At 64.5% G+C, this 12,498-nt stretch carries 10 protein-coding genes; 7 read left to right on the plus strand and 3 right to left on the minus strand.

Going from position 1 to position 12,498, the window contains the following annotated elements:
• Window positions 1-5 precede the first annotated feature (5 nt).
• Entirely contained in the window at window positions 6-896 is an 891-nt protein-coding gene (locus AC1RQP_RS36495; protein WP_492942191.1) for a catalase, read from the minus strand.
• Between the two features lie 822 nt (window positions 897-1,718).
• Here AC1RQP_RS36495 and AC1RQP_RS36500 point away from each other — a divergent pair.
• From AC1RQP_RS36500 to AC1RQP_RS36510, 3 genes are all read left to right on the plus strand, one after another.
• Window positions 1,719-1,853 (plus strand): RNA polymerase sigma factor region1.1 domain-containing protein, encoded by a 135-nt coding sequence (locus AC1RQP_RS36500; protein ID WP_492942294.1) that lies wholly within the window; start codon window positions 1,719-1,721, stop codon window positions 1,851-1,853.
• 109 nt (window positions 1,854-1,962) lie between these two features.
• Window positions 1,963-2,274, plus strand: a complete 312-nt coding sequence (locus tag AC1RQP_RS36505; protein WP_492942193.1) for a 1-deoxy-D-xylulose-5-phosphate synthase — start codon at window positions 1,963-1,965, stop codon at window positions 2,272-2,274.
• A gap of 358 nt (window positions 2,275-2,632) precedes the next feature.
• Window positions 2,633-3,472 carry a dienelactone hydrolase family protein gene (locus AC1RQP_RS36510; protein ID WP_492942195.1) on the plus strand — a complete coding sequence of 280 codons (840 nt, stop codon included), beginning with the start codon at window positions 2,633-2,635 and terminating at the stop codon, window positions 3,470-3,472.
• A gap of 212 nt (window positions 3,473-3,684) precedes the next feature.
• Here AC1RQP_RS36510 and AC1RQP_RS36515 read toward each other — a convergent pair whose 3' ends face one another.
• Together AC1RQP_RS36515 and AC1RQP_RS36520 are read right to left on the minus strand one after the other, a co-directional pair.
• Window positions 3,685-4,476 (minus strand): CPBP family intramembrane glutamic endopeptidase, encoded by a 792-nt coding sequence (locus AC1RQP_RS36515; protein WP_492942196.1) that lies wholly within the window; start codon window positions 4,474-4,476, stop codon window positions 3,685-3,687.
• A 476-nt stretch (window positions 4,477-4,952) separates the two neighbouring features.
• A complete protein-coding gene (locus AC1RQP_RS36520) occupies window positions 4,953-5,591 on the minus strand; it encodes a TetR/AcrR family transcriptional regulator (RefSeq protein WP_492942198.1) in 639 nt (212 codons plus the stop codon).
• Window positions 5,592-5,721: 130 nt separating this feature from the next.
• Here AC1RQP_RS36520 and AC1RQP_RS36525 point away from each other — a divergent pair, with 130 nt between their 5' ends.
• The 4 genes from AC1RQP_RS36525 (at window position 5,722) to AC1RQP_RS36540 (ending at window position 12,495) form a co-directional block, all read left to right on the plus strand.
• On the plus strand, window positions 5,722-6,954 hold the full coding sequence (locus AC1RQP_RS36525) for a cytochrome P450 (RefSeq protein WP_492942200.1): 1,233 nt from the start codon (window positions 5,722-5,724) through the stop codon (window positions 6,952-6,954).
• Between the two features lie 132 nt (window positions 6,955-7,086).
• Window positions 7,087-10,725, plus strand: coding sequence for an AsmA family protein (locus AC1RQP_RS36530; protein WP_492942202.1), 3,639 nt, complete (start codon window positions 7,087-7,089; stop codon window positions 10,723-10,725).
• 355 nt (window positions 10,726-11,080) lie between these two features.
• Window positions 11,081-12,205 carry a DUF2336 domain-containing protein gene (locus AC1RQP_RS36535; protein ID WP_197967870.1) on the plus strand — a complete coding sequence of 375 codons (1,125 nt, stop codon included), beginning with the start codon at window positions 11,081-11,083 and terminating at the stop codon, window positions 12,203-12,205.
• A gap of 47 nt (window positions 12,206-12,252) precedes the next feature.
• Window positions 12,253-12,495 carry a hypothetical protein gene (locus AC1RQP_RS36540; protein WP_197967869.1) on the plus strand — a complete coding sequence of 81 codons (243 nt, stop codon included), beginning with the start codon at window positions 12,253-12,255 and terminating at the stop codon, window positions 12,493-12,495.
• Window positions 12,496-12,498 lie beyond the last annotated feature (3 nt).

The raw sequence follows: 12,498 nt of genomic DNA on the forward strand, positions 1-12,498 counted from the left end.
TCCGTTCAGCGGCGCTCTGTCTGGGAAATGGCGTAGGCGTCGCGCCGCGCCGCAAATATCTCGTCCGGCGGATGGCCGATGCCTTCGGCAAGATTGGCTGGATTGAACACGGACGCCTCGCACGCTTCGTTTGGTTCAGTGCCCGTTATCACGATCGTTCCGAGGCGCACCGCTTCGCGTCCATCCTCGTCGGGCCAACGGATGGTTACGTCCATGACGGGATCGCCGGGACGGTCCAGCAGCGCCATCACGCTGAACCTGACATCGCGCGCCGCAATCCGGGAGTCGAGATCGCGCAGCAAGCCGGTGGACTTGGCCGTGGCCGTGTCCTCGCTCGGCCTGCGTTCGTCACCGACCGGCGCGACCTTGAACTTGATGAACCGTGTCTCACCGCTCGCGTTCGTTGCGGGAAAGGCGTGCACGCCCCAATAGATCGTGCGGGCGAGGCTTGCCGGCGGCGGATTCGCGGCAAGGTAGCTTGTCTGACGCAGCGTTTCGGGATTGGCGGCGGAGCATGCCTCGACTCGGGCCATGTCCGGCCTGCCGTCCGGTCCCGGCATGTGTGCTTGCAGGAAGGCCAGCATCTGGTCGAGCGTTCTGGCGAAATGAACCGGGGCGCTCTGGGTGACGATTTCGGAGCGCTGATTGCCGCTGCCGAGCCGGAAGCTGAAGCCGCGCAGCGAGCGACCGTCCGTATCGGCCGTGTTCGCGGGGACGCCGTCCACCGAGAAACGCGCCAGCACCCGGGAGGGCATGGTGAAGCTGCAGGACCTGGTGATCTCCCTGGCCTGATCCGAGGGGGCATAGGTGCCGCGAACGCATCGGCCCCAGCAAAAGCTCGCGCGCGCCTTCGGCGGAAGACCGGCAACCGCCCTCAAGGCATCGACGACGGACATCGGCGTGGCTGCGCCGCTCGGGAACTGAGGCAGAACGGAACCTTTGGATTCGAACGATGGGCTTGTTTATGGCGCAGGGCGCGCCGAAAAATCTTTCCCAAAGCGGACATGCCTTGTCCGATCCTGCGACGAATCTCGCAACTCGCTGGCTCGGGCCGCGCCGCTCGCTCAAGACACACTATGGCATGTGCTCAACAAGCGATGGCCGCCTGATGTCCGGTCTACCGCCTACAGCGGCCGAAGAGCGAATGGTCTCGCAGGTCGCAGATGGGCCAACAGGCGACAGTCGCCGGTAATCAGCACGATTTGAATTAAGCGTTTAAGTGACCTGAAAGAGCGCCTCGCCTATAGGTTGTTATCGCTGCGCCGCAGATTGCACGCGAAAAGCGGGACGGAGGCCGAGACACTGTCATGAGATGGCCTCTACCGTATCCAAGGCGCGGTGATGTGATGGGTATTCTATTCATCGTCGTTCTGCTGTGCCTTATCGCTATCAGCTTCTATTGGTTTCCAACTTCTAAGCCGAATAACGGCTTCGGTCCGAATTGGGATTGCACCCCTGTTCCTAATGGCCAACCGATTTGCATCAAAAAGCTAGTTCAGTGAACGCGGTTCGCTGACGGAATTAGAGATGGAGATGTCCGAAGTGGGTAAAAATGCGAAGAACTCAACCTGAGCAAATCTTGTCCGCCATGAGCGGACCTCGTGGAGCGATGCTTCCACTTCGACGAAGGGCCACAACCCGACACTCTCCCCGTATAGTAAAGCTGTCGAAACGGAGAGAACATGAACATGCCGGAAATCATTCGATGAGCCGTCGAAATCGGTGAACGGAACGGCAGGATTACCTTCGATGAGTTGAATCAATTGTGTGACAGCGAAGAACTGGACCCCAAAGACATCGAACGTATTCTCAACACTCTGAGCGAAGCAGGAATTTGGATTGAAGGGGACTGACCCTTGGCTCTGGTCTAACGATATAAGTCGGCAAGGGTAAAAACGCGAAGGGAGCGAGCGCGGCTATCCAACCGCCATCAAGCAGAGCCTAGCCATCACGAGTTTAAGCATGCCGAAAACGCACATCATGTATGTTGAGAATAAATCAGCGTCGCTGAACGGCCCAGCGCGGATTGGGCGCGTCACGTTCTCGAAGACGGGCAAATCTATCGGCTATGGAGGGCGCACGTTCCAAAGCCTGAAAGGTAGTGGGTTCAAAGCAAACTACTTTGACGTTGAGACTGGAGAAAGGTTCTGGATTTCAGGTCCGCGAAAAGATGGCAAAGATCGCCTCTATGCTGAGAGCTCCGCGCCTATCGAAATCGACCCCGACGTCGCGGAGGAATACTGGCGCGACATTAGAGGACAGCGCTCCGAATGAATTCCACAATAGCCGGCCGTCATGTCGATTGTGGGTCAAAGGCCGCCCTTGCCCGCTCGCATCGCCCTGTTCGGGTCAGCTACAGGAGGCGGACCTTGCGGCGCTTTGGGCTAAGGTCAGGCACGGGCCAACACCAGACGTAGCCTTCGTGGAAGCGGCCGGGTAGTTTTGCTTGATCAAGGTGAAGCGAAGGCACCCGATGCACCGGATCTTATGCGGAGTGGTGGCGGCGTTCGCATACGGAACGGCGGCCGGACATTGCCGGACGCCGCAGACAGACGCGACCACAATCACGTTTTAGTCTGTCACCTACAGCGACATGCGCCAGCTTTTGGCGCGAGACGCCACGACCGGACCGGTGACGATCAAGGCGACCCTCGCGCTTCCCGAACAAGTGAAGGACCAATACCCCGCCGTCATCGTCGTGCACACGCTCGCCGGCTATCGCGATGCAAACGAAGGCTATATCGCTGCCGAATTGCGCAAGGCAGGCTTCGCCACGTTGACCTATGACAGCTTCGCTGCGCGCGGAACCACCGGCACTGCCCTGCAGGGATCACCAGGTTATTTGCCGATTGGCGTTGCGGACGCATACGCCGCATTGCGCGTTCTTTCCGGCGAGAGTCGGATCGACGCCAGGCACATTGCGATCATCGGGTTCTCGTATGGTGCTGAAGTGGCCCATCTTGCGGCTATGGAGGCGCTGCGGTCGGCGCTCAATCCCGGATCAGAGCGGTTTGCCGCCCACGTCGCATTCTATCCCGGAGGTACTTTTGCCGCGATTGCCGATCCGGCCGCCTATACCGGCTCCCCGATCCTGATGCTGCTTGGCGACAAGGACGATAACCTTCCAGTGACAAAGATCGACGGTTACCTGGCTTACGCGCGCGCCGCTGGGGCGCCAGCTCCAATCCAGACCGTAATCTATCGGGGGGCCTACCACGCATGGACAGTTCCCGATCTGACCACTGCCCGCTTCTACCCGGACCTCGTCAGCACGAAAAAATGTCCGCTCCTCCTGCTGGGACCGAAGCGGCCGGCCCTGCTAATCGACGGAGAGCCGAAGCCATTTGACCCGGCCGCTATTGGAGCCTGCCTTGCCGCAGCGCCCGGATATTCGATGGGATTTGACGCGGCGGTTCGCGCCCAGTCGATCGCTGATACGGTTTCCTTCCTTCAACGAAGCCTGCGGCCTTAAGGCAAAAATCAGCGTCATTGCTGCAATTCAACCCGAGGCGCCACAATGTCTGCTCGGGGGCAATCTGTTCGGTTTGGCCCGGTCAAAGTGGCGTCCGGTTTACACCTCACGGCCGACACTTTGAGGTCGGCCGGAATTTGTCGCAACGAGGCCACTAGCGAACGCCTGCGACGGGTCCAGGTGCCGCATTGCCCTCCCAGCCGCTCGAACAACTAGGCGGCTTGCGCGAACCAAGCGATCAACGGATAGGACAGCGTGAGCTGCGCGTTGAAAAGTGTGTGGACGAGCCAAGCGGGAGAAAGCGATTCGTAGCGCAAGCGCAGCGCATACGTCACCAGGCCCAGCAAGATCATCGCTGCAGCCCAAACGAGACCGAGCGGAATAATATGATTGGCAGCAAAGATCACGGTGCCAAAGGCCAAGATGTTGGAATCTTGCCAGCCAATTCGACGCAGCCAAGAAACCAAGAGGCCCCGGTAGAGGATTTCTTCGGTCACCGGCGTTGTCACGACGAAAAGAAAGACCACAATTGCGATTGCCTTCGCGTCATGAAAATCGATCCGAACATCCTGGCTTCGATTTCCAGTTACGCTGGCCAACCAATGTGTCACGATGGGCACGCCGGCCGTGACGATCCCGAAGCCAATGAGGCTCGCGGCGAGGGCGGGGAGGGTTAGTCTGCGAAATCTGAAGACGTCCGAGCGCAAGGTCTGACGCGTTGTCCAGACCAACGCCAAGGCTACGGCAAGCCAACTGCTGATTGCGTACGACAGCAGGCCATAGAGCCTGAAGCTGGGTGGCGCGGGCAGCTCGGCGGGAGCGCCGTGTATGACGAGCCACATCGCCCGGGCGGCAAGTCCAATGGTCATCACAATGACCGCAAGCGCCATGGGGGCAAGAACCAGCATCAAAGTTATGATGCTCCGACGCCATTCGAAACCGGCGCGCGAAGTGACGTTCAGGCCGGTGGGCGGCCCCTCGGTTTGCGACATGCGATCAATCACCCCTCGCTCCGCGCGCCTGACCGTATAACAACCTTTGCGGGTTCTCTAGTGGTCCCGCACCATCAAGGGAGCCAGAATGTCCGCTCTTTCTGGAAGCTGCGGTCGGTTCGGTCATAGCTCTTGATAAAGTCGTCACCGTTGCATGGCTCTCGGCAGAGAGCTGGATGCTACCGTTGGTATCGATCAAGCGAGGGATATGGCTAAGCGCAACGAGCCTTACGGATACTGCATCGTCGAGAGCTACTACCCGGACGGCACCGCAGGCCTGCACGGACCGGTGTACATCCGGCCGGTCTCCGGGCGAGATTTCTCGACGCATCGGCGCGTCGAGTGCAGCAAACGACCTGATGAAGCTGCGCATAGATCCGATCGGTCCCCGACTACGGGTCAACCTAACCGACCGCGAGGTCGGAGGGGAATTCCTGTATTCGTATTTTGGATGGCGCGAGGAGCCGGTCGGTCCCGACGAGGCCTGATCAGGGCCCGACGCGGACCACTTCGACGTAGTCCGAGGCCAATCCCGTCCTGCGCCTGAGATCCGTGATCGCGCGCAGGAAACTGTCGGCCGGCGTCGTCTCCGGATCGATCAGCCGGTGCAGGCGAAAGCCGTCTTCCAGCGCGAGCACGATTGCGGCCATCCAGGGTGGGTTCAGATTGTCGTTGCGCCCGTTGCTCTTCAATGTCGCCTCGACGATGTCGGCGACCAGCTTGCGCCGCGCGCGCAGGCGCTTGGCAAGCTCCGGGCGCCGCTTCTCGGCGCGTGCGACGAACAGGATCATCTCCATGTGGAGGAGGGGCGAGCGGCCGAGCGGATCCTGCCGGCTGCGGTCCATCGTCTTCAGCGCAGCGATGAAATCGTCGAGATTGTCGTGCTGCGCGAGGATGTCCATGTTGCGCCGGATCGACTGCTCGACATGGTCCTCGAGCATGGCGATGATCAATTCGTCCTTGCTCTTGAAGTTCGAATAGAACGCCCCGCGGCTAAAGCCCGCCGCCGCCGCGATCGCCTCGATGCTGGCGCCGCCGATGCCGTCCTGTTCGAACACGCGCGCGGCCGCCTCGAACAGCCTGTCGCGCGTGTCGTCCCTGGTCGGTCTCGTTCTCACCCTTGACATCGGCACAGGTTAGGGCAGACTGCAACTCGATACAACAATGTATCGAGTTCGATAATTCAGGGATGGTTACGCTGCGCATGAGGGGCTGCCCGGCGTATTCGATTCATGCGGCAACCGGTCTGAGGTCACCATGAACGAGCACGTGCAAGGCGCCGGCGGCGGACCGCTGTTCAACCCGCTCTCGCCGGACTTCATCCGCGATCCCTATCCGCATTACGACCGGCTGCGCAGGCTCGATCCGATCCATGTGACGCCGTTCGGCCAGTTCGTCACCAGCCGCCACGCCGAGGTGAGTCTCGTGCTGCGCGACAAGCGCTTCGGCAAGGATTTCGTCGAGCGCACCACGCGCCGCTACGGTCCCGAGATCATGAAGGAGCCGGTGTTCCGCAGCATGAGCTACTGGATGCTGCAGGCCGATCCTCCGGACCACACCCGCTTGCGCGGCCTCGTGGTAAGGGCCTTCACCGCCCGCCGGGTCGAGGACATGCGGCCGCGAATCCAGCAGATCGTCGATGAGGCCATCGACGCCGTGATCGACCGCGGCCACATGGACCTGATCGAGGATTTCGCCTTCCGCCTGCCCGTCACCATCATCTGCGACATGCTCGGCATCCCCGAGGAGCACCGCGAAGTCTTCTACAAGAGCTCGCGCGACGGCGGGCGGCTGCTCGATCCCGTGCCTTTGTCTGCGGAGGAGATCAAACAGGGCAACGCCGGCAACCTGATGGCGCAGATGTATTTCCAGCAATTGTTCGAGCTGCGCCGTCGCAACCCCGGCGACGACCTCATCACCCAGCTGGTGCAGGCCGAGGAGGACGGCAACAAGCTCACCAATGAGGAACTGACCGCCAACATCATCCTCTTGTTCGGCGCAGGCCACGAGACCACGGTCAACCTGATCGGCAACGGCCTGCTCGCGCTCCACCGCAATCCGGATCAGCTGGCGCTGCTCAAGGCGCGGCCGGAAATGATGGTGGGCGCGATCGAGGAATTCCTGCGCTACGATTCCTCGGTGCAGATGACCGGGCGCGTCGCGCTGGAGGACATCGACGATCTCGGCGGCGCGAGGATTCCGAAGGGCGAGAGCGTGCTGTGCCTGCTCGGCTCGGCCAACCGGGATCCCGCGGTCTATCCTGATCGGCCCGACCGGCTGGACGTCACCCGCCCGAATGTGAAGCCGCTGTCGTTCGGCGGCGGCATCCATTTCTGCCTGGGTGCCCAGCTGGCGCGCATCGAGGCCGAGATCGCCATCGCCACGCTGCTGCGGCGGCTGCCCGACTTGCGCATCGACGACGTCGAGAACCCGGAATGGCGGCCGACCTTCGTGCTGCGCGGCCTGAAGCGGTTGCCGGCGAGCTGGTGAGGCGCGCCAGCGTTAACCTCCGCGCGCAACAGTCGCTGTGACTTCGCCACACTTCCCTCTATATAAGGGGCTGTTCCGGCGCGCCTGAGGCCCTCAGGTTCGGCCCGGGCCGGTTTGGCCGAGGGGAGACCCGTGCAGACGACGCTGCTCGGATTGGCGATTGCCTTCATCATTGCGCTGCTGGCCGCGCTGATCGGGCCTTACTACGTCGACTGGAACCAGTTCAGGCCCCAGTTCGAGGCGGAGGCCGGCAAGATCATCGGCGTGCCAGTGCGGGTCGCAGGCGAGCTCGACGCGCGGCTGCTGCCGGCGCCGACGCTGCGGCTGCGCGGCGTCACCTTCGGCGGCAACAACGATCTCGGCCGCCTGCGCGCCGACAAGCTCGACGTCGAGTTCAGCCTGGGCTCGCTGATGCGCGGCGAGTGGCGCGCCACCGAGCTTTCGGTGGGCGGCATGGCGGTCGATCTCGGCCTGGATGCGCGCGGGCGGGTCGATCTGCCGTCGAGCGCGAGCGGCACCTTCAACCTGGCGTCCCTCGCCATCGAGCGGCTGAATCTCACCGGCCGCATCGCCCTGCACGATGCCGCCAGCCGCTCGACGCTTGAATTGAACGACATCACCTTCTCCGGCGACGTGCGCTCGCTCGCGGGCTCGGTGCGGGGCGACGGCAGTTTCACCGCCGCCGGGGTGCGCTACCCGTTCCGCGTCTCCTCCGGCCCGAGCGCCGACGGCAGCGCGACCCGCCTCCACCTCAACATCGATCCGGGCGAGCGTCCCATCCTCGCCGATCTCGAAGGTGTGCTCGCCTTCGACAACCGCCAGCCGAAATTCGACGGCGCGCTGACGCTCGCCGTGCCCGCGACCAAGAAGGCGGGCGAGGCGGGGCCGACGCCCTGGAAGCTCGCGACCAGGCTCAAGGCCGATCCGGCCGGCGCGAAATTCGAGCAGATCGACGCCAGCTTCGGCACGGAGGATACCGCGCTGAAGCTCGGCGGCGTCGGTGATCTCAGGTTCGGCGCCTCGCCGCTGCTCCGCGCGGTGCTGTCGGCGCGGCAGGTCGATGCCGACAGGCTGACGGCCAGGGACGATGCCGATCCGCAGCGCGTCCTGCCGGCGCTGCGGGCGGGCCTTGCGGCGATCCCGCAGACGCCAATCCCGGCGCAGATCGAATTCAATGCCGATCAGATCATGCTCGGCGGCCGTCCGCTTCAGAACATTGCGGCCGAACTTCAGACCGACGGCAGGTCATGGACCTTCCAGCGGCTCGAATTGCGTGCGCCCGGCACGACGCAGCTTTCGCTCAACGGCGCGACCCCCGGCGCGGACAGCTTCAGCGGCCGTCTGCGCATCGAATCGTCGGATCCCGACACGCTGGTGGCCTGGCTTCAGGGCCGCAGCGAGGTCAACCGGCGCAGCACGCGGCCGCTGCGCCTCGCCGGCGAAGTGACCATCGCCGCCAATCACCTCGCCATCGACAGGCTGAAGGCCGACATCGACGGCGGCGCGGTGGAGGGCCGCATCGCCTTCGTGCAGACCGGCGCGAGCAAGGGCTCGCGGATCGACGCGGAGCTCAAGGCCGACCGGCTCGATCTCGATGCCGCCGCGAGTTTTGTCCGCGCGCTCGCGGGGCCGCAGGGCGAGTGGCCGGAAGAGGCGAAGCTCTCACTGGATATCGGCCGCGCGATCTCCGCCGGGCAGGAGCTGCGGCCGTTCGCAGCCAGGCTCGCCTACAGCGCCGCATCGCTGTCGCTGGAGCAGTTGCGATTCGGCCAGGCCAGCGGCCTCACCACGGAGGCGAGCGGCAGCTTCGAGCGCACCAAAGCCACCGGCAAGCTCGCGGTGAAATCCTCGGCCAGTTCGCTGCGCGAGCTCACCGCGCTGATCGAGCCGTTTGCGCCCGCGGTGCGCGCGCGCTTCGATGCCCTGCCGTCCTCGCCCGGCGCGACCCGTCTCAAGCTCGATCTCAGCCTCGACAGGAACACCGAGCAGGCCGATCGCAGCAATGCCCGAATCGTGCTCGACCTCGACGCGCCGCAGCTCAAGGCGACCACGACCCTGGTCGCGCAGACGCCGGCGGCCGCCATCGGAGGGATCGACCTCGAAAGGTTGCGCAACAGCGACTTCACGCTGGACACGAAGGGCTCGGCATCGCAGGCCGGCGCGCTGCTGGCGCTGCTCGGGCTCGATCGCGTCGTGGCCGCGGGCGAGGGCGCCTCGCAATTCGAAGGCCGCTTGAGCGGCGCCTGGCGCCGACCGCTGCAATTGAACGCGAAGCTCAGCGGCGGCGGGCTCGATGCGGATGCGCAAGGCAGCGTCGAATTGTCGGAGCCGAAGGCCAGCGTGAACCTGCGCGTGCGCAACGCCAATCTGGCGCCGCTGCTCGGCACCGGCCCGACCGACAAATCGGCGCAGAATGTCAGCCTGTCTTCCCGCCTCACGCTGTCAGGCAATCGCCTGACCTTCGACGATCTCGACGGCAATGCAGCAGGCTCGCATCTGCGCGGGCATCTTTCGGTGATGCTCGATCAGGAGAAGAGCGTCGATGGCGAGGTCGGCCTCGACTCGCTCGATCTTGCGCCGGCGCTCGCAATCGCGATCGGCGCGGCCGGACATGAGTCCGGTGAGCCGTTCAGTCCGGGGCTCGTCGGCGGCTGGCGCGGCCGCATCGCCTTCCAGGCCTTGCGCGGAACGTTGCCGGGCGGCATCGAGCTGCGCCCCTTCGGCGGCACGATCCGGAGCGACGGGCAGTCGCTCGCGTTCGATGCGCTCAAGGGCGGCGTCGGTGGCGGCGAGATGTCCGCGAGCCTTGACGCGCGCAATGGCGCGAATGGTCTTGCGCTGAACGCGCGCATCGAGCTCGGCAATGTCGATGCGGCGACGCTGCGCTATCGTGACCTCGCGCTGTCCAAGGGGCGCGCCTCGGTGCAGATGGCGCTGACCAGCCAGGGCCGCAGCGTCGCGGCTTTGACCGGTGCGCTCGCCGGCAACGGCACGGTGACGCTCGAGTCCGCGGAAATCAGCGGCCTCAATCCGCGTGCGTTCGAGATCGCGATCCGCGCCAGCGACGGCGGCCAGGTCGCGGACGACAACCGTCTGCGGCAGCTCGTCGAGCCCGCGCTGTCGGCGGGTCCCATTACGATCGCCTCGGCACAGATCCCGTTCACGATCCGCGACGGCCGGCTGCGCGTCGGCGCGACGTCGCTGGAGGCCAAGAACGCCCGCGCCATCGTCTCGGGCGGCTACGACATTCCCGCCGACCAGGCCGACATCCGCGCCAGCCTGACGCCGATCATGACCGGCCTCTCCGGCGCCCCTCCGGAGATCCAGCTGTTCGCGGCAGGGCCCCCCGACAAGCTGAGCCGCACCATCGACCTCACGCCGCTGTCGTCATGGCTTGCGGTGCGCACGATCGATCGCGAGACGCGTCGGCTCGATGCCATCGAACGCGGCGAGCCGCCGCCGGCCACCGCTGCGCTGCCGACGCTGGTCTCGCCCGATCCGGAGCCGCCGCTGCTGGATGTGCCGCTGCCCGGCCGCGATCCGCGCCGCGCGCCGCAGAAGTCAAAGGCCGCGCCGACGCCGAAGGCCCCGCAGGCCGCTCCCGCCGCGCCAAGCCCTCCACTCACAAGCCCTCCACTCACAAGCCCGCCGCTCGCAAGCCAGCAGGCCGCGCCACTGCCGCCGCCGATCGAGGTGAAGCCGGCTCCGGGCCCGCCGCCCGCCAAGCCGAGGCCGAAGCCGCCGCTGGTGCTGACGCCGCAGAATCCGTGAGGGCGAAGTCGGTTTGGAGAGACGGAGCCGCAGGCTCGTTTAACCTCTTCCGCTTGCGGGAGAGGTCGGCGCGAAGCGCCGGGTGAGGGTTCTCTCCTCTGGGGGACTATCCCGTTGCGGACACACCCTCTCCCCAACCTCTCCCGGAAGCGGGAGAGGGGGCGCACCGTCTCCGTTGCCCGCCCCTTAACCCATTCCCTCGCATTTGAACGAATTTTCGTCGGCAAAACTGATTTGCCGATTTTACTGAATTCTCGCGTTTCATCTCTAGCGTCGGCTCCCAGAGGAATTCGGCGTCGCGCCAAGAGCGGCGGGACGGCTTGCCGAACGGCTACCAAGAACTGGGGTGATCGAGATGAACGGGGCGAAATCGCTTCTACAGGATCTGGACGACGCGATCGCGCGCGGCACCGACGAAAGCCGGGCGAAGGCGTTGTGGCACGCGACCGATATCCTGATCACGGGCCGCTACAGCGACGACGAGATCTCCACGTTCGGCGAGGTCATCGGCCGGCTCGCCGAGGAGATCGAGGTCGCCGCGCGGGCGCAGCTCTCGGAACTGATGGCGGCCTGCGATCACGCGCCGCTCAACGTTATCGAAAAGCTCGCGCTCGACGACGAGATCGAGGTCGCCGGTCCCGTGCTGCGCGAGTCCAATCGTCTCGACGAGAAGATGCTGGTCGAGAGCGCCCTCACCAAGAGCCAGTCGCATCTGCTGGCGATCGCCCAGCGCAAGTCGATCGGCGAAGCCGTGACCGACGTGCTGGTCAAGCGCGGCAACCAGGAGGTCGTGACGTCGGTTGCCAGGAACGACGGCGCGCGCTTCTCCGGGTCCGGCCTGCTGCACATGGTCCGCCGCGCCGAGGGCGATTCGATTCTCGCCGAACAGCTTGGCCTGCGCAAGGACGTGCCGCGCCACATCTTCCAGCAGCTGATCTCGAAGGCGTCGGAAGACGTGCGCCGCCGCCTCGAGACCGAGCGGCCCGAGATGATGGCGCAGATCCAGAGCTCGGTGACCGAGCTCACCGGCGACCTCCAGTCCAAGTTCGGCCCGTCCTCGCGCAGCTATTTCGTCGCCAAGCGCGTGGTCACGACGCAGTACCGGCAGGGCAACCTCAATCAGGACTCCATCTCGAACTATGCGCGCCAGCACCGCTTCGACGAGGTGCAGATCGGCCTGTCGCTGCTCTCGTCGCTTCCTGTCGACGTGATCGAGCGCGCGCTGATGGACCGCAACCGCGAGATGATCCTGGTCTTGTGCAAGGCGCTCGACTTCTCCTGGGACACGACGATGTCGCTCCTGTTCCTCGGCGCCAAGGATCATCTGATCACGGCGCGCGAGCTCCAGGACAACGAGCGCGAGTACGGCCGGCTCAAGATCGAGACCTCGCGCAGCATTTTGAAGTTCTACCAGTCGCGCAAGAATGGCGCGGGTGCCGAGACCGTTACGGGCCGTCAGCCCGAGTTCCAGGTCCACTAGTCGGGTGCACTGAGCATCATCCCGGAATTCGAAGGGGAGTATTTGCAATGTTGCCTCAATTCGGCACCGCCGTTCGCAAGAAGAACCTCGGCAATGCGGTCACCGCCGATCTCGGCGGCGGAGCACCGGACAAGGCGTCGGTCGACGCCGCCTGGCTCGTGCTGGAAGCCGCCAACGATCTCGGCGACCACGCCGCCGTCGATGCCTGCCGTCGCGTCATCGACGCGGAGTTGAACGGCGCGGTCGCGGGCAGCGCGGATGTCGATCTCGTGCTGGGATATTTCCGGTAGGCA

It is taken from the genome of Bradyrhizobium sp. GW821-FHT13H06, from assembly GCF_058803975.1.

Coding starts and splice junctions, on each gene's coding strand:
- AC1RQP_RS36495 (WP_492942191.1), bottom strand. CDS start 896: ATGTCCGTCGTCGATGCCTTGAGGGCGGTTGCCGGTCTTCCGCCGAAG.
- AC1RQP_RS36505 (WP_492942193.1), top strand. CDS start 1,963: ATGCCGAAAACGCACATCATGTATGTTGAGAATAAATCAGCGTCGCTG.
- AC1RQP_RS36520 (WP_492942198.1), bottom strand. CDS start 5,591: ATGTCAAGGGTGAGAACGAGACCGACCAGGGACGACACGCGCGACAGG.
- AC1RQP_RS36525 (WP_492942200.1), top strand. CDS start 5,722: ATGAACGAGCACGTGCAAGGCGCCGGCGGCGGACCGCTGTTCAACCCG.
- AC1RQP_RS36535 (WP_197967870.1), top strand. CDS start 11,081: ATGAACGGGGCGAAATCGCTTCTACAGGATCTGGACGACGCGATCGCG.
- AC1RQP_RS36540 (WP_197967869.1), top strand. CDS start 12,253: ATGTTGCCTCAATTCGGCACCGCCGTTCGCAAGAAGAACCTCGGCAAT.